Raw genomic sequence first — 20,397 nt, forward strand, 5'->3', positions numbered from 1 at the left:
CGAGTGAACAGCCGCGAGAGACAACGGAGAAAGGCGCCGCGGCACGTGCCGCGCCGGGGCTCAGGCTTGCAGCGGTTCCACACCGCACCAATCGTGGATAAACAGCGCCAAGGTAGTGGCGACGCGCACCATGCTGTCCACCGACACGCATTCATTGAAGCCATGCACGTTCTGCACCTTGGGGCCGTAGCAGGTCACGGGCACGTCCATCAACAGTCGGAAGTGACGGCCGTCGGTGGTGGCCGTCAGCGCTGTGGGTTGCGGCGCTTCGCCGGCCACACGGTGATGGGCGTCGGCCAGCAACTGCATGGCCGGCACGTCCAGGTCGTACTCGCAGCCCGGCGCGTGGAAGCCTTCGTAGCGTATGTCGATGCGTACATCGCTGTCGGTCAATTCCGCTTCCACTGCGCGGATGCGCGACTCGACCAATTGCTTGGCCGCTTCAATGCTCATGTCCGGATAGCAGGCGATGCGCATGCCCAACGTGCATACGCTGGGCACCGATGAATTCCAGTCGCCCGCGTGGATCTGCCCCAGGTTGAAGTTGATGGGGTGTGCATGGTCGCGATAGGCGGGGTGCCGGTTTTCCGGCAGGTTCCATTCGTGTTCCAACTGCTTCATGGCATCAACGATGCGAAGGCCGGTCTCGACCGGATTGACGCCAGTGGTCATGTAGGCGGCGTGCGCGGGGCGGCCCACGATGTCCACGTACATCCAGTACACGCCCAGTTGCGCGCTCATCATGCGTTCATGCGTGGGTTCGGGGATGACCACCGCGTCGAACGCACTGAGCTTGGCCGCCGCGATGGCGCTTTGCAACGCCGACACCGTGGCCAGGGTGCCGTTGCCCGTGTTTTCTTCTTCAAGCACGCCGTTGAATCCCACCGCACCCGCAGGTTGCACGCCCAGCTCGCGCAGCGCCTTGAACGCCGCCAGCGCGCAGATGATGCCGGCCTTCATGTCGCCCGCGCCGCGGCCATACAACCAGCCATCGCGTAGTTCGCCGTCAAACGGCGCCGGATCCCAGAGCTCATGCGGGCCCGTGGGCACCACATCCAGGTGGCCGTTGAACAAGACGGCCCGGCCGCCCGCGCTGCGCGGCTCGTGCCGGGCCAGCACGTTGTAGCGGCCACCGTCCGGGCAGCATGCCGGGGAATACAGCGGCAGGTTTTTCAGTTCTTCGGTACGCAGCGCAATGCGCTCGGACGCCAGGCCCAAATCCGCCAGGGCATCTTCCAGGAACTCGGCGGCGGACATTTCCTGCCCGGGCAGGCTGCGGCACTGGACGAAGCCGGTCAGCGTGTCGGTCATGTACTGGCGAAGCTGGCTGACGGATTCGGCGATACGGGCCTGGTCCAGGCTGGCTGCTGCGACGCTGCTCATTGCTTTCCCCTTGTCGGATGTGAAATCGGCGAATTTCGTAGGTATCAATATTTGATATCTAGATATCTATATTTGGCATGATAGAGTTCGCACAATTGCGGGACAAGCCGCAAACCATGGGTAATTTCCCTAGCCCTGACAGAAATCGATTTGCCACTACAGTGCGTATCCGCGTGCGAATAGCCCGCCCGATGCCGCGCGGCGAAAACAAGAAAAGAGACTGGAGTAGATCAACATGGCCACAACCGAAACCCGGTTCAACCAATCCTTGGCGAAAGGCTTCGGCATCCTGGAGGCTTTTTCGAACCATCCCGGCCCGCTCAGCCTGAATGAGCTGACAGAGTTGTCAGGGCTGGACCGCAGCTCAACCCAGCGCATGCTGCACACGCTGGTGGCCCTGGGCTATCTGGAGCGCGGCAGCAACCAGCGCGGCTACGTGCTGGGCAAGAAGATCCTGGACCGAACCTTCGACTTCCTGCGCGGCCATCCGCTGCTGGAGCGCGCCACCCCCATCCTGGAACAACTGCAGCAGGAATGCGGCGAGCGCGTGGATCTGAGCCTGTTCGACGACCTGACCATCGTTTACGCGCTGCGCCGCCAAAGCAAGCGACAGACTTTCTACGCCACGCTGGTGGGGCGCCGCATGCCGACGTTCTCGTCGTCGGGCGGCCGCGCCATCATGTCGCATCTGGCCGATGACGAGGTCGACGACATCCTGGCGCGCAGCGACTTGCGCCCGCTGACGGCCAAGACCATCACCGACCCCGACCTGATCCGCCAGCGCGTGCGCGAGGCGCGCGTGCAGGGCTACGCCATTTGCCTGGAAGAAAGCATGGTGGGCGAGATCGTGCTGGGCAGCGCGGTCGTCGACCACAGCGGCCGGCCCATCGCGGCCATCCATATCTCTGGCCTGCTGGCCGAATGGACACTGGATTCCTTCACGCAGCGCTTCAGCTCACTGGCTATATCGGCCGCGCGCGCGCTCAGCGGTCGTCCAAACCGCAACTGAACGCGCCGTTCGCCTTATTACTTTCGCGGGATATCCCTAGTCCTGGCCGCCTTGCGCGGCCTGGGCCAGTGCTGCACCATAAGTCTCTTGGATTCCTCAGTATCAATATGTGATACTTAAAAACCAAGGAGACTTGCCTTGAAGTGCAATATCGTCCGCCGCGCCCTGACGCGAGGCCTGCTGGCCTCCGCCGTTGTCAACACGGCACTGGCCGCCACGGCATTGGCCGCCACGGCCTTCACCGCCACACTAGCCACTCCCGCGACCGCCATCGCCGCCCCGCCCTCGGCCGATCTTCAGCCGCAATACGGCGGTGTGCTGACCGCCATCCTGAACCCCGAGCCGCCCAATCTGAACGTGGCCATGCAGCAGGTGGGCACCACGCAGATGGTGGCGGGCAAGGTCTACGAAAGCCTGTTGACCTATTCGTTCGACCTGAAGCCGCAGCCCAGCCTGGCCAAGTCCTGGGAGGTGTCCGACGATCAATTGACCTATACGTTCCACCTGCAGCCCAACGCGCAATGGCACGACGGCAAGCCCTTCACCTCGGCGGACGTACTGTTTTCCTACAAGCAGGTGCTGGCCAACACGCCGCGCACGCGCGCGCTGATGCGCTACATCCAGGACATCACCGCACCGGACGACCACACCGTGGTGTTCAAGCTGAAGGAACGTTATTCGGCTTTCCTGTATGCCTTCGACATCGGCGGCGGCGTGATCCTGCCCAAGCACCTGTTCGATGTCGACACGCCCATGGCGCAGAACCCGCACAACAATGCCCCGGTCGGCACCGGCCCGTTCAAGTTCAAGCGTTGGGAGCGCGGCTCTTATATTGAACTGGTCAAGAACGAACATTACTGGAAGGAAGGCCGGCCCTATCTGGACGGCATCATTTACCGCGTGATTCCGGACGCGGCCTCGCGCCGCCTGGCGCTGGAACAGCGCACCGTGCAGCAAGCCTGGCTGCAAGACATCGAGCCCTTCGACATGCCGCGCGTGGCCAAGCTGCCGCATATCAATGTGACGCAAAAAGGCTATGAATATTGGTCCACGCTGCACTGGATCGAAATGAACGGCGCGCGCAAGCCCATGGACGACAAGCGCTTTCGGCAGGCGGTCATGTACGCCATCGACCGCGATTTCATCGCCAAGCGCATCATGTTCGGCATGGGCACCGTATCCACGGGTCCGTTCCACCGCAACACGCGCTTTTACGACCCCAACATCAAGCAGTATCCGTATGACCCCAAAAAGGCCATCGCCCTGCTGGATGAAATGGGCCTGAAGCCGGACGCCAACGGTGTGCGCGTAAAGCTGGGGCTGATCCCCAACCCCTACGGCGAAATGCAGCGCCGCATTGCCGAATACACCAAGCAAAGCCTGGGCAAGGTCGGCATCGTGATCGACATCGAAAGCACCGACGTGGGCGGTTGGACCACCCGCATGGGCAACTGGGATTTCGACATGGCCTACAACGGCGTGTTCCAGTATGGCGACCCGGCGATCGGCGTGTCGCGCACCTACGTCAGCAGCAACATCAAGAAAGGCCTGGCCTTCACCAATACCTCGCAATACCGCAACCCCAAGGTAGACGCGCTCTTTGACCAGGCCGCTACCGCGCCCACGGACGCGGAACGCCAACGCCTGTACACCGAGGTCCAGAAGATTCTGGCGGAAGACGTGCCCTTGGCCTGGATAGACGACACCAATTACTCCACCTATCTGGACAAGCGGGTGCACGGCGCCATCACGACCGGGCTGGGCGCCGTGGGGAGTTACGCCGACGCCTGGCTGTCGCCGCAGTAGGCGTCGCAGACAGGCTCCTGGGCGTCAAACCCCTGGGGCAGCCGCATCGGGGCATGCCCATCAGGGGCAGCCGCATCAAGGCCGGCCCATCAGGGCCTTCCCCTCAAGGCCGGCCCGCGTGCGGCACGTCCACCCGGGTCATCAGGATGCAGCCTTCGGGCTTGGCGCGGCGGTTGGCTTCGATGAAATCCGGCGCCGCAGCCATGAACAGCGTGCGGCCATCCGGCCCGCCCAGCGCCGCTGCAAAAATGCCGAATTCGCCGGTGTCGATCTGCTCAAGAATCTGGCCGCCGCGCGCCAGCCGCACAATCCGCTTGCCGATGGCGTCAGCCACCCATAGCGCGCCTTCCGCGTCCAGCGCCCCGCCGTCCGGGCCGATGGCCGATGCGGCAATCAACACCGACAGGTCGTCGCTATCCGGCAATGGCCCGAAGTTGGCCCAGTCGCGGCGCGGGCCCAGCGCGCCGGTGGGCAGGATGTCGAATTCCGAGATCCGGTTGCCGAAGGTTTCGTTGACGATCAGCGTCTTGCCGTCCGGCGTGATGAACGAACCGTTGGGAAAGCACAGCCCTTCGGCTACCGCCTGCGCCACGCCGTCCGTGTCCACGCGCACCAGCGTCGTCGTCGCGACCGGCTCGCCGGCCATCAGGTCAAACCCGAAATTGCCCACGTAGGCGCGGCCCTGGTCATCCACCACCATGTCGTTGATGGGGCCGCCCGTAAGCGCCGACAGGTCGGCATGCACGGCCAGCGTGCCGTCGGCCTCGCGGCGCAGCACCTTGCGGTCTTTCATGGATGAGATCAGCAAGCGGCCATCGGGCAGCCAGCCCAGGCCCGACGGCTGCTGCGGCACACGGCAGATCTGTTCGATGTTGCCGGCCAGGTCCACGGCAATGACCTGCTCGGTATAGAAGTCGGACGCCCACAAGCGGTCGTCGTGCCACCGCAGGCCTTCCAGATATGTGTACCCGGAAGCCAGCACGGACAGTTCGCGTTTCGGCATTGCTTGATCTCCTTTTATGTTTCCGGTCGGTGCCGGTTCTTATGGGTGCTCCGCAAGGCGGGCGGGCCCATTCTGGCATGCTCGAAGGTGTTACGGATACGTCCCCAACATGACAACTACGTGTCAGGCGGGCAGCGTTAACATCGCGCCCCAAGGGAAAACCCGCATATTGCGCTTTGCCCTGGCATACCCGTCACCGGATCCCGTTTCCCGCCCCGTGCCGACGGACTCAGCCCCCTACCCACGGCTGTTTCGCGGCGGGCAAACGTTTTCCATTTTGATCATGAATACAAAAAAGCTGACGCGCATGATCGGCATCGCCATGGTGCTGGGCGTCCTGGTGGGCTATCTCTGCAACAAGACCGCGCCGGACGCCCAAGCGGCCGCGCACATTGCCTCGTATTTCAGCCTGGTCACGGATATTTTCCTGCGCATGATCAAGATGATCATCGCCCCGCTGGTGTTCGCCACCCTGGTGTCGGGCCTGGCCAGCATAAGCGACGGCAACGCCGTGGGCCGCATCGGCCTGCGCGCCATGGTCTGGTTCATTGCCGCGTCCGCCGTATCGCTGCTGCTGGGCCTGCTGCTGGTCAATCTCTTCCAGCCTGGCGCGCACATGAATCTGGCGATACCCGACGCGGGCATCACCTCGGGCCTGAAGACGGGCGACTTCACGCTCAAGGCCTTCATTGCACACGTGTTCCCCAAGAGCATCGCCGAGGCCATGGCCAACAACGAGATCCTGCAGATCCTGGTGTTCTCGCTGTTTTTCGGGGCTGCGCTGTCGTTCATCCGTGGCAAGGGTCACAACACGATCTATACCTTGATCGACGAGCTGGCCAAGATCATGTTCCGCGTCACCGATTACGTGATGCGCTTTGCGCCGCTGGGCGTGTTCGCCGCCATGGCCGCCGCCATCACCACCGAAGGCCTGGGCGTGCTGGTCAGCTACGGCAAGTTGATTGGTGAGTTCTACCTGGGCCTGGCGCTGCTGTGGGCCATTCTGTTTGGCGTTGGCGCTCTGTTTTTGGGCAAGTCCACGCGCCGCCTGGGCGGGCTGATCAAGGAGCCGACCTTGCTGGCGTTTTCCACCGCCAGCAGCGAATCGGCCTACCCGAAGACCATCGAAGCGCTGGAACGCTTTGGCGTGTCCAAGCGCATCTCGGGTTTCGTGTTGCCGCTGGGCTATTCGTTCAACCTGGATGGCTCGATGATGTACCAGTCTTTCGCGGTGCTGTTCATCGCGCAGGCCTATAACATCGAGATGAGCTTTGCCCAGCAGTTGACGTTGTTGCTGGTGCTGATGGTGACCAGCAAGGGCATGGCGGGCGTGGCCCGCGCGTCGCTGGTCGTGGTGGCCGCCACCTTGCCGATGTTCCATTTGCCCGAGGCCGGGCTGCTGCTGATCATGGGCATCGACCAATTCTTCGACATGGGCCGCACGGCCACCAACGTGGTCGGAAACAGCCTGGCCACCGCGGTCATCGCCAAACTGGAAGATGACCGGGAGGGCAAGCCGGACGACCCTCACGCGCTGGCAGGGTCGGCAACCGCAAGCGAAAACCAGGCGTAGTCGAACGGGTTGGGTCGATTGAATCGGGTCGACCCGATTCAGTCGACAGTATTCAGTCGTTCACCGAGCAGGACACCGGCGCGCCGTCTTCGAACTCAACGTCGTAGGTGTGGACCGGATCCCAGGGCAGCGTGAACCACAGTTCGTAGCCGTCGCCGTCTTCGTCGAACAGCCACAGGGCACGCAGCACGGCTTTTTCGGCCATGGCTTCGGCGGTTTCTTCCTGCAGCAGTTGGTCGTCTTCCAGACCCAGCTTCTTGCAGTGCTCGTAGGAATAGTTATCCAGCAGGAACTCGGCCGCCGCCAGGATGTGATCGTCCAGATTGTCGATGATGGCCTTGACCACCTTGGATGCGCCGCTGTCGGGCTCTTCGCCATCCGTTTGAATCATGACGTGGATGGGGGGTCGGTCTTTGCCGACGGGCACGTTTTCGGCCGCCCACAGATCGGGTTCTTCGGGGTCTTGGTTGAAATTGAATCGTGCCATCGCGCGCTCCGGAAAATTGAATGGCGCGCCGGAGAAGGGCCGGCTGCGCCTTAGGCCGTTACGCCCTTCGCCATTTAACCAGATGCCGGGCAACCCGTCTTTGACCGGCGACGATGTTTTTGACCCTAGACCCTTTCCAGCGGCAAATGCGGCAGCGCGGGAAGCTCGATCCGGATGCCATCGCCGGCGCTGACCGCCCCGCCCTCCACCACAACCCCCATGACGCCGGCGCGGCGTTGCAGGCTGCCGTCGGGGTTGCGGCCCAGCACGGCGGCCGTCAAGCCTTTCTGATACTGGTCCAACTGCACGCAGGGATTGCGCAGCCCGGTGATCTCGACCACCGCGTCATCACCGATGCGCAGGCGCGCGCCGCGCGGCAAGGCCAGCAGATCGATGCCCCGGGTGGTGATGTTTTCGCCCATCGTGCCTTCGGCCACATTGAAACCGGCCAGTTGAAGCTCGTCATGCAGCTCGGCCTGAATCAAATGCACCTGGCGCAGGTTCGGCTGCGTGGGGTCGGCGCGAACGCGCGAGCGATGCTTGACGGTCACCCCCTGATGCGCGTCGCCATCAACGCCCAGCCCACGCAACAACATGATCGACGGCACCACCGGCTTGCTGAACGTGTGCGTGGCGCTGAGCGCCACGGCAATCACGATCGGATTCATCGCGGTTCTCCTGGAAGACATCGTCGGCGGTTCAGGCCGCCACCCATTGCGGCTCGCAAGTCGCTGCCGCATGCGCGCGCGACGGCAGATAGTGCGTGGAGAATACCAGTCGGCCGGCGGACCAGGTGTGACTGATCAATGGCAAGGCGCCCACCTGCGCCACCGCCACCAGATCGGCCCGCTGCCCCACGGCGATGCGGCCCCGGTCCGACAGGCCGCAGGCGTCCGCCGGGTTCGCCGTGACCAGGGCAATGGCCTGTGGCCAGCTCAGGTCGGTTTGCGCCGCCACCGCGAACGCCGCGGCGATCAACGTGGATGGCTGGTAGTCGGAACACAGGCAACTGGCCACGCCCGCGCGGATGGCGTCGATGGCGCGCATCGACCCGCTTTGGCTTTGCCCGCGCAACACGTTGGGCGCCCCCAGAATCGTGGGCAGGCCGCAAGACACCGCCGCGCGGGCGGTATCCAGCGTGATCGGGAATTCGCTCATCGCCACGCCCAGGTTGCGCATCGTGGCAATGCGTTGAACGGAATCGTCGTCGTGGCTGGCGCTGGGAATGCCCAGGGACTTTGCGTGCGCCAACAGCGTTTCCACCCGCTCCACCGCGCCATCCTTGGCGCGCGTCTTGGCGTTGGCGGCCTCTTCGGCCTGCTCGCGGCTCATTGCATGATTGCCCATCATGTATTGCAGGTAGGACTCCAGCGTCTTGAACTGGCCTTGCCCCGGCGAATGGTCCATGACCGACAACAGATCCACCGCGCCCTCATCCATCAGCGCGCGCAGCACCGGCACCGAGGTCTCGTCCGTGACTTCGTAGCGGCAGTGCACGCGGTTATCCACCAGGCTGTGTGGGCGGAATGCGCGCAGCGTGCGCACCACTTCGGCCGCCGTCTGGTTATTGCGCACCCCCAAATCCTTGTTCGCGAACGACAGCGCATGGTAGGGCGTGGTGATGCCGGCCGCGGCATTGCGGCGGTCGACCTGCGCCACGGCGAAGTCCAAAGGAAACAGCACGCGCGAACGGGGCTCGGCTTCCTTTTCGATGGCGTCGCAGTGCAGATCGATCAGGCCAGGCAGCAAGGTCTGGCCTTGCAGATCGACCACGCGATCCGCGCGCGCGCCATCCGGTTCAATGGCGACGATGCGGCCGTCATCGATCAGCACCGCGCTGTTGTCCAGCACGCGGTCGGGCAGCACCACGCGGGCGTGGGTCAGATAGGTGCTTTGCATGATTACTCCAGCGGAGCCGTTTCGGCCAGCGCGGGTCGCAGCGCCAGCGTTTTCGTGGCGACGGCGTCGCGCACTTCGGCATCGTGAAAAATGCCCAGCAGGCAGCGGCCGGCCGCCAGGGCTTCGTGAATCAAGGCGATCACCACGCGGCGGTTGTCGGCGTCCAGCGATGCCGTGGGTTCGTCCAGCAGCAAGATGGGATGGCGCGCGATGAAGCCGCGCGCGATGTTCACGCGCTGCTGCTCGCCGCCCGAAAACGTGGCGGGCGCCAGGCCCCACAGGCGCGGCGGCACGTTCAGGCGTTGCAACAAGGCGCCGGCCTGCTCGCGCGCGGCGTCTGCGTCCACGCCCGCCATGCGCAGCGGCTCGGCCACCACGTCCAGCGCCGACACGCGCGGAATCACCCGCAGGAACTGGCTGACATAGCCGATGACATCGCGGCGCAACGCCAGTATGCGTTGCTCGGGCGCGCCCACCAGTTCAACCCATTCGTTGTTGGCGCGCACGCGGATGCTGCCTTCGGTGGCCAGATAGTTGCCGTACAGGCAGCGCAGCAAGGTGCTTTTACCGGTGCCCGACGGGCCGGCCAACACCAGGCAATCGCCGGCTGCCGCATCGAAATCCACCGCGTCCAGCACGGGCAGGCGAATGCCGCCCTGGTTATGCAAAGTGAACATTTTTCCGAGGCCTCGCACCTCGATCATGGGAGTGGTTGCGCGCATGTTCATGTTCAGCTCTGCAGAATGGAAGACACCAGCAACTGGGTGTAGGGGTGTTGGGGGTCGTCAAGAATCTGGTCGGTCAGCCCGCTTTCCACCACCACGCCGCCGCGCATCACCAGCGTGCGGTGCGCCAGCAGGCGCGCCACCGCCAGGTCGTGCGTGACCACGATGGCGGCCAGGCCCAGGTCGGTGACCAACTGGCGCAGCAGGTCCAGCAGGCGCGCCTGCACCGACACGTCCAGCGATGCGGTCGGCTCGTCCATGAACACCAGGCGCGGGTGCGTGACCAGGTTGCGCGCAATCTGCAGGCGCTGCTGCATGCCGCCGGAAAACGACACGGGCGTGTCGTCCAGACGGCCCGCGTCGATCTCCATTTTTTGCAGCCAGTTGCCCGCCACGGCGCGCAGGTCACCGTAATGCCGGTCGCCCACCGCCATCAGGCGTTCGGCGATATTGGCGCCCGCGCTGACCTGCATGCGCAAGCCGTCGCGCGCGTTCTGCCGCACAAAGCCCCAATCGGTGCGCGACAACAAGCGCAGCCGCGCGCCGGGCAGCGCGGCCAGGTCGATGAAGCCCTGGTCCCGCGTGTCGTACCAGACGCTGCCGGCGTCCGGCTGGGTTTGGTACGACACGGCAGACAGCAAGGTGCTTTTGCCCGAGCCGGACTCGCCGACCACGCACAGCACTTCGCCGGGAAAAAGGTCAAAGCTGACGTCGCGACAGCCATGCACGCCATCCCAGGTGCGCGTCATGTTGCGCACGGACAGCAGGGGTTGTGTGTTGGGTTGTGTATTGGATTGCGGGCTCATGCCGTGGCCTCGTCGTTGCGTTGTTCGGCTTGGCGGTGGTTGCAGTATTCCGTGTCCGAGCACACGAAACGGCGCGTGCCCGCGTCGTCCAGGATGATTTCATCCAGATAGCTGTCGCGCGATCCGCACAGGTCGCAGCATTCGGTCCAGGTTTCCACGGTGAAGGGGTGGTCGTCGAAGTCCAGGCTTTTGACGCGGGTGTACGGCGGCACGGCATAGACGCGCTTTTCGCGGCCCGCGCCGAACAGCATCAGCGCGGGGTTGCCGTCCAGCTTGGGGTTGTCGAACTTCGGGATGGGCGACGGGCGCATCATGTAGCGGTCGTTCACGATGACGGGGTAGTCATAGGTGGTGGCGATGTGGCCGTGCTGCGCGATGTCTTCGTACAGCTTGACGTGCATGCCGCCGTATTCGGCCAGCGCGTGCATCGTGCGCGTTTCGGTTTCGCTGGGTTCAAGCCAGCGCAGCGGTTCCGGAATCGGCACCTGATAGACCATCACCTGCCCTTCGCGCAGCGGCGTTTCGGGGATGCGGTGGCGGGTCTGCACAATGGTGGCGTCCGGCGTGGATTCCGTCGTGGCCACGCCCGTGACACGGCCGAAGAAACGGCGGATGTTGATGGCGTTGGTGGTGTCGTCCGAGCCCTGGTCGATCACTTTCAGCACATCGTCCTGGCCGATGATGGCCGCCGTGACCTGGATGCCGCCCGTGCCCCAGCCGTAAGGCAGCGGCATCTCGCGGCTGCCGAACGGCACCTGGTAGCCGGGAATGGCCACTGCCTTGAGCAGCGCGCGGCGCAGCATGCGCTTGGTGGATTCGTCGAGATACGCAAAGTTGTAGTGGTCGTCGCGCTCGACCGTGGCGTGTTGGGCGCTCATTGGGAAACAGCCTCGTCGATGAGATCGTTGGGGACGGCTTGGGGCGTCTGTTGCGGCGCGGTTTGCGATGTGGCTTGCGCTGCGGTTTGCGCTGACGCGTGTTGCGCAGCCCCATCCGCGCGCAGGCGGCGCAGCAATTCCAGGTTCGCCTGGAAGTCCACGTAGTGCGGCAGCTTCAAGTGCTGGACGAAGCCGGACGCCTCGACGTTGTCACTGTGGTACAGCACGAATTCGTGGTCGTTGGCGGGAGAGTCGGCGCGTTCGCCCAGGTCCTGGGCTTTCAGTGCGCGGTCCACCAGCGCCATCGACATGGCTTTGCGTTCGCCGTAGCCGAAGGTCAGGCCGTAGCCGCGCGTGAACTTCGGGCCGTCATCGGCATTGCCCGCGAACTGGCTCACCATCTGGCATTCGGTGATTTCGATTTCGCCCACGGTGACGGCAAAGCCCAGCTCTTCGATGTACATGTCCACTTCCAGCGTGCCGTAGCGGATTTCGGCTGCGAAGGGGTGCGTGTTGCCGTAGCCGCGCTGCGTGGAATAGCCCATGGACAACAGGAATCCTTCGTCGGCACGCGCCAGGTTCTGTAGCCGCGCCGCGCGCGAGGCCGGAAAGTCCAGCGGCTGACGCGTCAGGTCGAAGGGCTCGGGGTCGCCTTCGGGCACGGGTTCGGCGTCGATCAATTCATCGTGCGCCAGCAGATCCGTCACGCGCGGCATGGCGCTGTCCAGCGCATCGCCGCCCGCGGGCAGTGCATCGGCCTCGCGCTGCGCTTCCAGCGAGAAGTCCAGCAGGCGTTGGGTGTAGTCGTAGGTGGGGCCCAGAATCTGGCCGCCCGGCACGTCCTTGAAGGTGGACGAAATACGGCGCTGCAAGCGCATGGCGCCCGTGTCGATCGGCTGCGTGTAGCCATAACGCGACAAGGTGGTGCGATAGGCGCGCAGCAGGAACACCGCTTCGATCACATCGCCCGCGGCCTGCTTGAGCGCCAGCGAGGCCAGTTGTGGATCGTAGAGCGAGCCCTCGGCCATCACGCGTGACACGGCCAGCGGCATCTGTTCGCGAATCTGGTCCAGGCTCAGCTCGGGCACCGCGCGGTCGCCGCGCCGGTAGGCGTCCAGCATGCGGTAGGAATTCAGGATGGCGCGTTCGCCCCCTTTGACGGCTACGTACATGTCAGTTCTCCACCCGCGTCGTGCGCGGCAGTCCACACATCCACCGGTCTTGCGTCAGGAACACGTCGACGCCCAGCGGAAACTGTTGATGATTCAAGCGCCAGTCGCGCCAGAAGCCGTCGGGCAAGCCCGTGACCGACAGCGCTTGCCGCGTCTGGATGCCCGGGCCGGTCAGGCTGACGGCTTGGCCGTCGGCCAGGGAATCCACCTCAAGCAGCAAGGTAGTGGACAGGTCGGGATAGGCCGGGTCACCCGGATGGCAGGCGGACAGCGCGGGCGCATCGCAGCCTATCGGCACGGCGGCAAAACGCGCCAGCGACGGCGATGGCACGATGGGGCAGCCGCAATGAAAACGCAGGAAGGCGAGCGCGTCGGCACTCACTTCAGGGGGCAGCCACAACGGCGTATCGCCGTCCACCAGCGTCAGCAGCAGCGCCGTCATGGCCGGCGACAAGCCGGCGGGCACGCCGCAGTGGGCGAGGATGTCTTGTACGCGCCCTGGGTGCGCCAAGGCCTTCAGCGCGGCGCGAAAGGTGGTTTGCGCATCGTTGACCGGGTCGGCAAACCCGGCGATGAGACCACCGCGCGCGGCGGGCGCCGGGGGTGTTGTCTGTGCTTGCATATCAGTCCTCGCCTCGCACCATCGTGAAGAATTCAACCTTGGTTTGCGCCGCGACACGCGCCTGGTTATCGACCTTTTCGGCATGCTGGCGCGCCAGCGGCTGGATCAATTGCGCCTGCACGGTGTCGTGCCATTCCGGCAGTTGCAGCAGCGCATCCGCCACCGCGGCCTGCTCGGCATGGCGCAGTGAACGCCCCTGCACGTAGGCCACGCCCACCACGCCCGCCCCGGCTGCGTCCAGCGTCACCGCGCAGCGCGTCACGGTCATTTCGCCCAGGTTGAAACGCGCCCCGGTGCCCCCGCTGCGCGCCCGCACCATGGCCATGCCGGTCTGGGCGGGCCGCAACATCTGGTGCGATGGCACGCTGCCCAAGCCGCTGAACGCCCCTTCCAGCGCGGCCGGGTCGGCCAGCGACAACACGCGCATCCAGGCGGCGCGCCGGGCATCGGGCGCTTGCTGCCCGGTTTGTGACTGATCCATAATTTCCTCTACACGTCTAGACGACTGGATGAAGTATGATCGCTTGGAAATCGAAGTTCAACAGGCTGGCGTGAATTTTTGATGACAGTTGCGGTGCGTGTGCACTGCCTATCCGGCGCGCGCCGCATCGGGCACAATCACAGCCATTCTTCATGAAGCTGATATGACAGCACGAGCAGACCCCATGGTTGAAAGAGGTTCCGGCATCGCCGTCTGGCGGCAAATTGGTGAGTCCCTGGCGGACGACATCCGCAACAAGCTCTATCTGGCGGGCGAGCAGTTGCCCTCCGAACCCGAGCTGGCCGCCAAGTTTTCGGTCAACCGCCACACCATCCGGCGCGCCATGGGCGAGCTGGAGCAAAGTGGCTTGGTCCGCATCGAACAGGGCCGTGGCACGTTCGTGCAAGAGCACGCCATTGACTACGCCATCGGCAAGCGCACGCGCTTTTCCGAAAACCTGCGCAGCCAGGGCATGCTGGGCCACCAGGAAGTCTTGGGCAGCCAGAGCTTGCGCGCGGCCGATATCGCCAAGCACCTGGGGCTGGCCCGCACAGCCCCGCTGTTGCGCGTGCAAATCGTGGGCAAGGCGGAAAACCGCCCCATCAGCGCCTCTGAGCACTTCCTAGACGAAAAGCGGTTTCCGGATTTTGCCGAGCGCCTGACCGCGTTGCGCTCGGTGTCCAAGGTGTATGCGCATTACGGCATTGGCGACTACACGCGCAAGTGGTCGCGCATTACCGCCGTGCTGCCCACGCCGGAAGTCGCGCGCCTGCTGGGCCAGCCCAAGACTCGGCCCATTTTGCAGATTGAAGCCTTGAACGTGGATCAGGACGGCGCCCCGCTGCAATACAGCATCACCCGCTTCGTGGGCGATCTGGTGCAATTGATGGTGGCGGACGACAGTTAAGCCGCGCGGCCATCGCCGCCGTTGATCGCGCGGCGGCGATGAAACACGCGGAACGGAAACGTGCCGGGTAAAAAAAACAGCAGCGCCGACAAGCAACATAACTCATCTAGACATCTGGTTGTCATGCAAGATCGATAACGTCACACCATGAACTCACACGCCCCCTCGCCCCTGGCCGGTGTTACAGGCCAACGCATCCTGACGCCGCGCGGCGTCGAACAAGCCAGCCTGCGCTTTCATGGCGGGATTATCGACGACGGTGGCGGCTCGCCCGCGCGCGGCGCGCCCTGGTTCGACGCCGGCCAACTGCTGGTGCTGCCCGGTATCGTCGACCTGCACGGCGACGCCTTTGAACGCGCGATCATGCCCCGGCCCAGTGTCACCTTTCCGTATGACAGCGCCTTGTTCGACGTAGACCGCCAACTGCTGGCCAACGGCATCACCACCGAATTTCACGGTGTCACGCTCTCCTGGGAAGGCGGGCTGCGCGGCGAGGCCTATGCCGAACGCATGTTCGACGCGCTGGAACGCATGCAGCCGATGATGGGCGCGCGCCACTACGTGCACCTGCGCTTTGAAACGCATCATGTGGGCGGTGTGGAGCTGGCCCAGCAATGGATCCGCGACGGCCGCGTGCGCTTCCTGGCGCTCAACGACCACTTGCCCGGCATGGCCCGCCGCCTGGGCGATGACCGCAAGCTGATGCAGTACGCCAGCCGCGCGGAATGCGACCTGGACACCTTCCAGCAACGCATCCGCTCGGCGATGTCGGCGGCGGACTCCGTGGCGGACGCCATGCGCGAACTGACCGTATGCGCGCAGGCGGCCGGCTTGAAAGTGGCCTCGCACGATGACCCCGACGCCGCCACGCGCCGCTACTACCACCAACTGGGCTGCGGCGTGGCCGAATTCCCGCTGACCCGCGAAGCCGCCAGCGTGGCGCGCGACCTGGGCAATTCCGTGGTCTTCGGCGCGCCCAACGTGGTGCGCGGCGGCAGCCACACCGGCGCGCCCAGCGCCACCGAGATGGTGCAGGCCGGCCTGTGCGACATCCTGACGTCCGACTACTACTACCCCGCCCCGCTGGCCGCCGTGATGCGGCTGGTGCAAGACGGCGTGCTGCCGCTGGCGCAGGCCTGGAACCTGGTGTCGATGAACCCCGCGCGCGCCGCTGGCCTGAAAGACCGTGGCGCGCTGGCGCCGGGCCTGATCGCCGACACCATCGTGGTGGACGACAACGTGGCGGGCCTGCCGCGTGTGGTGGCGGCCATCGTCGGCGGCGAACTGCGCTACGCCACGCGCGTGTTCGGCGACGGCCACAGCCAACGCATGGCCGCTTGACCATGCCGCTTGCCCATCGCTACGCCTTGTATCTGTCGCCCAGTGGACCATGGCGCGAATGCGGCAGCCGCTGGCTGGGCCGCTGCGCCGACACGGGCGCGCTGCTGCCGCCCTTGCCCGGCCAGCCCGATGCCTCACGGGGCTGGACCGACGCGCCGCGCCATTACGGGCTGCATGCCACCCTGAAGCCGCCCTTCCGGCTGGCCTCCGGCGCCACGCCGCAGGCGCTGGACGCGGAAGTAAAAAAGCTGGTTGCCGGCATCAGCCCTTTTGACTTGACGCTGGAATGCGAAACGCTGCGCGGCTTTCTGGCCTGGCGCATCGCGGATGCGGACACTTCAGGCCAGGCCCGCATCCAGGCACTGGCGGACGCCGCCGTGCAGGCGCTGGACGCCTTTCGCGCCCCGCCCACGCCCGAGGAAATTGCGCGGCGCCAGCCCCATGCACTGACGCCCGAACAACAGGCGATGCTGGCGCGCTGGGGCTACCCCTACGTGTTCGATACCTACACTTTTCACATCACCCTGACCGGCAAGCTTGAGGGCCACGCCCTGGAGCAGGCGCAACGCCGCATCGCCGCCTTTGCCGACCCGCTGCGTGGCCAGGCGATGCCCGTGTCCGGCGTCAGCCTCTTCGTGCAGCCTGAACCCGGCGCCGATTTTGTCGCGGCGCGCCACTACCATTTCGACGGCACGCAGTCAGACGCCATCGGCGCTTCTGCCCTGCAAGGCCCCGCCGCGCCATGACCACGCCCGCGCCGCCCCTGCCGCCCGCCGACGGCTCGCGCTTGATCTATCTGATGGGCGCATCAGGCAGCGGCAAAGACACCTTGCTGCGCTGGCTGCGCGCGCACCTGCGCGCAGAAGAACCGGTGTTGGTGGCGCACCGCTACATCACGCGCGATAGCGGCGGCACGGAAGACGCGCTGGCCTTGACGCCGGACGAGTTTGCGCGACGCGCGGCGCTGGGTTGCTTCGCCCTGCGTTGGTCCAGCCACGGCTTGCAATACGGCATCGGCATCGAGATCGATACCTGGCTGGCCTGCGGCGCGGCGGTGATCGTGAACGGTTCGCGAGAGCATCTGCAAGCGGCGCATCAGCGCTACCCGGCATTGACCGCCGTGGAGATCACCGTGGACCCGACCGTGCTGGCACGGCGGCTGGCGGGCCGGGGCCGCGAAAGCGCGGAGCAGATCGAAGAGCGGCTGGCGCGCGCGACGCAGGCCTTTGCCATTCCGCCGCAATGCGCCTACACGCGGATCAGCAACGATGCCGCGCACGACGTCGCGGCGGCGGCCTTGCTGGGCATTGCGCGCCGGGCGTTGGCGGGTTGAAGCGGCTGACCCGAAGAAGCCGTTTACAGGGGTCAGGCCGCTGCCGGCGCCCCGAAACCCGCGCCTTCGGGCAGCCCGGCGTCAACACAAAGCGCCAGCAGAATTTCCGAAAAGCGCTCTTCCGCCGCCAGTACCTGTTCGCGCTTGCGGCGGATCAGGTTGATGGGCGGCAGTTCCCAACCGAAATCCCAAGGCAGCATGCCCAGCTTGCCGCGCTGGCAAAGCTCGCGCGCGATGTCTTCCGGCACCACTGAAATCAGCGCCTCATTCATAGTCAGCATGCCTTCGATGACATCCGTGGAATAGGCTTCCAGCACGGGCGATGGCGCACGCAGTCCGGCGCGGATGAAGTGCTCGACAATCAATTGCCGCGTGGGCGTGTTGGCGGCCGGCAGCACCCAGTCCATGGCGGCCACGGCGGCCCAATCGGGCCGGCGCCGCGCCAGGCGTTGCGCCAGTCGGCTATGCGCGATCAGGCGCGGGCGCTGACGGTACAGCACGTTGTGGATCAGGTCGTCCAGCGCCACCGTGGACGTGGCGCGGCTGATGATGCAGTCCAGTTCATGGCGGCGCAGCATGGGCACCAGGTGGTCCGTGGTAGCGCGGTGCAGCGTCAGCGTGACCCCAAAACGCTGGTGCAGGCGGCTGATGGCGGTGGTGAGCAAGGCGCTGGACACATAGGGCACAACCCCCACGTTCAGATGCGCAGAATGGCCCGCATGCAGGGCTTCGACTTCGCGCGCCCACAGGTCCAGGTCGCTCTGCATGTGCCGCGCGCGGACCAGCGCCAGATTGCCCAGCGCCGTAGGCAGCAGCCCACGCCCGCTGCGCAGGAACAGGGGTCCGCCGAAAATATCCTCAAGCTCGGCCAGCGCCTTGGTCACGGCGGGCTGGCTGATGCCGGTGGCCGCGGCCACGCGCGTCAACGAACCGTGCTTGGCAATGTTGGTCAGCAAGACCAGATGGCGGTGTTTCAGGCGGTTGGACAGACGGGCGGCATCCCAGCTCATGGCTTTCTCTATAACCAAATAGTTATTGGATTATGCCAACAAAGATGAATCCAGTTATTTCACAACCCTATACTTCTTCTCGTCCCTTAGCCACAGCCGCCCCGCCACCATGAGCGCATCCTTCACCACCCGTCCTGAAATACGCGGCACCTTCGGTGTTGTGTCGTCTACGCATTGGCTGGCGTCGCAAGTGGCCATGGGGGTGTTGGAACGCGGTGGCAACGCCTATGACGCGGCCGTGGCTGGCGGCTTCACGCTGCAGATCGTGGAACCGCACCTGAACGGCCCGGGCGGTGAAGTACCCATACTGTTCTGGAGCGAAAACGAACAACGCATGCGCGCGCTGTGCGGCCAAGGCCCTGCGCCCGCGCTGGCCACGCCAGCCGCGTTCCGCGCACTGGGCGTGGAAATGGTGCCCGGCATCGGCCTCTTGCCCGCCACGGTGCCCGGCGCGTTCGGTGCATGGCTGACCCTGCTGCGCGACTACGGCACGTGGGAACTGGCCGACGTGCTGCGCCCCGCCATCGATTACGCCCGCCACGGTTTCCCGCTGGTGCCGCGTGTGTCTCAAGCGGTGCTGGCCGTGCAGTCGCTGTTTCGTGATGAATGGACCACGTCGCGCGATGTCTGGATGCCCGATGGACGCGTGCCCGCGCCGGATTCCCTGTTTCGCACGCCCGCCATCGCCGACACGTATACGCGCATCCTGAATGAAGCGCATGCCGCCAGCAGCGACCGGCTAGGCCGCATCGACGCGGCCCTGGACTGCTGGTATCGCGGTTTCGTCGCCGACGCCATCGACACCTACTACACCGAAGCCGAGGTGCGTGACACCACCGGCCAGCGCAATCGCGGACTGCTGCGCAAGGCGGACATGGCCGACTGGCGCGCCACCTACGACGCCCCCGTCACCATGCAGTACGGCCGCTACACCGTGGCCAAGTGCGGCGTGTGGTCGCAAGGGCCGGTGCATTTGCAGCAGTTGGCGATGCTGCGGCATCTGGGCATGGACGGCCTGGACCCCACGTCGCCGGAGTTCGTGCACCGCATTGCCGAAGCGGCCAAGCTGGCGTTCGCGGACCGCGCCGCCTGGTATGGCGACCCCGACTTCACGCCCGTGCCCTTGACCGCGCTGTTGAGCGACGCCTATGCGCGCGAACGCGCTGCCCTCATCAAAGCCACGGCGTCCACCGTGCTTCGGCCCGGCAGCCCCGACGGCCTTGCCCCCCGCCTGCCCGACCTGGCCGCCGCCGACCGCACGCTGGCCGCCTCCGACACGCGCTTCGGCGTGGGCGAACCCACGTTCGCGGCCTTGCCGCCCGTGGCCGAATGGGCCGCGCGCGAAATCTTCGTGGGCGATACCTGCCAGATCGACGTGATCGACCGCGACGGCAACATGGTGGCCGCCACACCCTCGGGCGGCTGGCTGTCGTCCAGCCCCGTCGTGCCCGGCCTGGGCTTCCCGCTGACGACGCGCCTGCAAATGACCTGGCTGGACGATGGCGTACCCGGCCAACTGCAAGCCGGCAAGCGCCCCTGCACCACGCTGTCGCCTGGCCTGGTGCTGCGCGACGGGCAACCCTATATGGCGTTCGGCACGCCGGGCGGCGACCAGCAAGACCAATGGACCGTGGCGTTCTTCCTGCGGCACGCCATGGGCATGAATTTGCAAGAAGCCATCGACGCGCCGTCGTGGCACATCGATCATTTCCCGGGCTCGTTCTGGCCACGCACGCAAACGCTGAACCGGCTGACGGTGGAATCGCGCTTGCCCGAGGCCACCATAGAGGCGCTGCGCGCCGCGGGTCACGACGTCAAGGTGGGACCCGCCTGGTCAGAAGGCCGCATCAGCGCCTGCACGCGCGAACGCGCCGCGGGCGGCGGCCTGCTGCTGCGCGCGGGCGCCAATCCGCGCGGCATGCAGGGCTACGCCGTGGGGCGCTAGTTGCTTATCAACCATTT

Annotated in this window: 20 protein-coding genes; 8 read left to right on the plus strand and 12 right to left on the minus strand. The window is 65.4% G+C overall.

The genetic code is table 11. The features are described from left to right. Positions 1-60: 60 nt before the first annotated feature. A complete protein-coding gene (locus WBR68_RS15145) occupies positions 61-1,383 on the minus strand; it encodes an ArgE/DapE family deacylase (RefSeq protein ID WP_230694640.1) in 1,323 nt (440 codons plus the stop codon). 235 nt (positions 1,384-1,618) lie between these two features. Between WBR68_RS15145 and WBR68_RS15150 the strand changes: the two genes are divergently transcribed. Together WBR68_RS15150 and WBR68_RS15155 are read left to right on the plus strand one after the other, a co-directional pair. Further along, on the plus strand, positions 1,619-2,392 hold the full coding sequence (locus tag WBR68_RS15150) for an IclR family transcriptional regulator (RefSeq protein WP_050448823.1): 774 nt from the start codon (positions 1,619-1,621) through the stop codon (positions 2,390-2,392). Between the two features lie 138 nt (positions 2,393-2,530). Further along, positions 2,531-4,198 carry an ABC transporter substrate-binding protein gene (locus tag WBR68_RS15155; protein WP_230694641.1) on the plus strand — a complete coding sequence of 556 codons (1,668 nt, stop codon included), beginning with the start codon at positions 2,531-2,533 and terminating at the stop codon, positions 4,196-4,198. Positions 4,199-4,301: 103 nt separating this feature from the next. Here the strand turns inward: WBR68_RS15155 and WBR68_RS15160 are convergent, their stop codons facing one another. Beyond that, the gene (locus WBR68_RS15160; RefSeq protein ID WP_230694642.1) at positions 4,302-5,201 is read right to left on the minus strand and encodes an SMP-30/gluconolactonase/LRE family protein; all 900 of its coding nucleotides are present in this window, start codon (positions 5,199-5,201) and stop codon (positions 4,302-4,304) included. 283 nt (positions 5,202-5,484) lie between these two features. On the opposite strand from WBR68_RS15160, the gene WBR68_RS15165 reads away from it, so the two are divergent. Continuing rightward, positions 5,485-6,774: a dicarboxylate/amino acid:cation symporter gene (locus WBR68_RS15165; RefSeq protein ID WP_230694643.1), complete on the plus strand. Its 1,290-nt coding sequence runs from the start codon at positions 5,485-5,487 to the stop codon at positions 6,772-6,774. Positions 6,775-6,826: 52 nt separating this feature from the next. Here WBR68_RS15165 and WBR68_RS15170 read toward each other — a convergent pair whose 3' ends face one another. The 9 genes from WBR68_RS15170 to phnG form a co-directional block, all read right to left on the minus strand. Next, positions 6,827-7,261, minus strand: a complete 435-nt coding sequence (locus tag WBR68_RS15170) for a hypothetical protein (RefSeq protein WP_050448819.1) — start codon at positions 7,259-7,261, stop codon at positions 6,827-6,829. 125 nt (positions 7,262-7,386) lie between these two features. Beyond that, the gene (locus WBR68_RS15175; protein WP_050448818.1) at positions 7,387-7,929 is read right to left on the minus strand and encodes an MOSC domain-containing protein; all 543 of its coding nucleotides are present in this window, start codon (positions 7,927-7,929) and stop codon (positions 7,387-7,389) included. Positions 7,930-7,960: 31 nt separating this feature from the next. Next, complete coding sequence (locus tag WBR68_RS15180) at positions 7,961-9,160, minus strand: alpha-D-ribose 1-methylphosphonate 5-triphosphate diphosphatase (RefSeq protein ID WP_127185494.1); 1,200 nt, start codon at positions 9,158-9,160, stop codon at positions 7,961-7,963. Between the two features lie 2 nt (positions 9,161-9,162). Then, positions 9,163-9,882 carry a phosphonate C-P lyase system protein PhnL gene (gene phnL, locus WBR68_RS15185; protein WP_050448847.1) on the minus strand — a complete coding sequence of 240 codons (720 nt, stop codon included), beginning with the start codon at positions 9,880-9,882 and terminating at the stop codon, positions 9,163-9,165. Positions 9,883-9,890: 8 nt separating this feature from the next. Next, a complete protein-coding gene (gene phnK, locus WBR68_RS15190) occupies positions 9,891-10,691 on the minus strand; it encodes a phosphonate C-P lyase system protein PhnK (RefSeq protein ID WP_050448816.1) in 801 nt (266 codons plus the stop codon). After that, the gene (locus tag WBR68_RS15195; RefSeq protein WP_050448815.1) at positions 10,688-11,569 is read right to left on the minus strand and encodes an alpha-D-ribose 1-methylphosphonate 5-phosphate C-P-lyase PhnJ; all 882 of its coding nucleotides are present in this window, start codon (positions 11,567-11,569) and stop codon (positions 10,688-10,690) included. Before WBR68_RS15195 ends, phnK begins: the two co-directional genes overlap by 4 nt. Continuing rightward, positions 11,566-12,741, minus strand: coding sequence for a carbon-phosphorus lyase complex subunit PhnI (locus WBR68_RS15200; RefSeq protein ID WP_230694644.1), 1,176 nt, complete (start codon positions 12,739-12,741; stop codon positions 11,566-11,568). Before WBR68_RS15200 ends, WBR68_RS15195 begins: the two co-directional genes overlap by 4 nt. Position 12,742: 1 nt before the next feature. After that, positions 12,743-13,363, minus strand: coding sequence for a phosphonate C-P lyase system protein PhnH (gene phnH / locus WBR68_RS15205; RefSeq protein WP_230694645.1), 621 nt, complete (start codon positions 13,361-13,363; stop codon positions 12,743-12,745). 1 nt (position 13,364) lies between these two features. After that, a complete protein-coding gene (gene phnG, locus WBR68_RS15210) occupies positions 13,365-13,844 on the minus strand; it encodes a phosphonate C-P lyase system protein PhnG (RefSeq protein WP_050448812.1) in 480 nt (159 codons plus the stop codon). A 184-nt stretch (positions 13,845-14,028) separates the two neighbouring features. Here phnG and phnF point away from each other — a divergent pair, with 184 nt between their 5' ends. The 4 genes from phnF to phnN all read left to right on the plus strand — a co-directional run bounded on the left by phnF (position 14,029) and on the right by phnN (position 17,425). Then, positions 14,029-14,751, plus strand: coding sequence for a phosphonate metabolism transcriptional regulator PhnF (gene phnF, locus WBR68_RS15215; RefSeq protein WP_050448811.1), 723 nt, complete (start codon positions 14,029-14,031; stop codon positions 14,749-14,751). Between the two features lie 147 nt (positions 14,752-14,898). Continuing rightward, positions 14,899-16,092: an alpha-D-ribose 1-methylphosphonate 5-triphosphate diphosphatase gene (locus tag WBR68_RS15220; protein ID WP_230694646.1), complete on the plus strand. Its 1,194-nt coding sequence runs from the start codon at positions 14,899-14,901 to the stop codon at positions 16,090-16,092. A gap of 2 nt (positions 16,093-16,094) precedes the next feature. Continuing rightward, the gene (locus WBR68_RS15225; protein WP_230694647.1) at positions 16,095-16,838 is read left to right on the plus strand and encodes a DUF1045 domain-containing protein; all 744 of its coding nucleotides are present in this window, start codon (positions 16,095-16,097) and stop codon (positions 16,836-16,838) included. Next, complete coding sequence (gene phnN / locus WBR68_RS15230) at positions 16,835-17,425, plus strand: phosphonate metabolism protein/1,5-bisphosphokinase (PRPP-forming) PhnN (protein WP_230694648.1); 591 nt, start codon at positions 16,835-16,837, stop codon at positions 17,423-17,425. Before WBR68_RS15225 ends, phnN begins: the two co-directional genes overlap by 4 nt. A gap of 32 nt (positions 17,426-17,457) precedes the next feature. Here phnN and WBR68_RS15235 read toward each other — a convergent pair whose 3' ends face one another. Next, entirely contained in the window at positions 17,458-18,435 is a 978-nt protein-coding gene (locus WBR68_RS15235) for a LysR family transcriptional regulator (RefSeq protein WP_230694649.1), read from the minus strand. 109 nt (positions 18,436-18,544) lie between these two features. Between WBR68_RS15235 and WBR68_RS15240 the strand changes: the two genes are divergently transcribed. After that, positions 18,545-20,380, plus strand: a complete 1,836-nt coding sequence (locus WBR68_RS15240; protein ID WP_230694650.1) for a gamma-glutamyltransferase family protein — start codon at positions 18,545-18,547, stop codon at positions 20,378-20,380. Positions 20,381-20,397: the final 17 nt, after the last annotated feature.

The sequence above is a fragment of the Achromobacter sp. JD-1 genome (assembly GCF_038594925.1).
GTDB classification, from domain to species: domain Bacteria; phylum Pseudomonadota; class Gammaproteobacteria; order Burkholderiales; family Burkholderiaceae_B; genus Achromobacter; species Achromobacter spanius_C.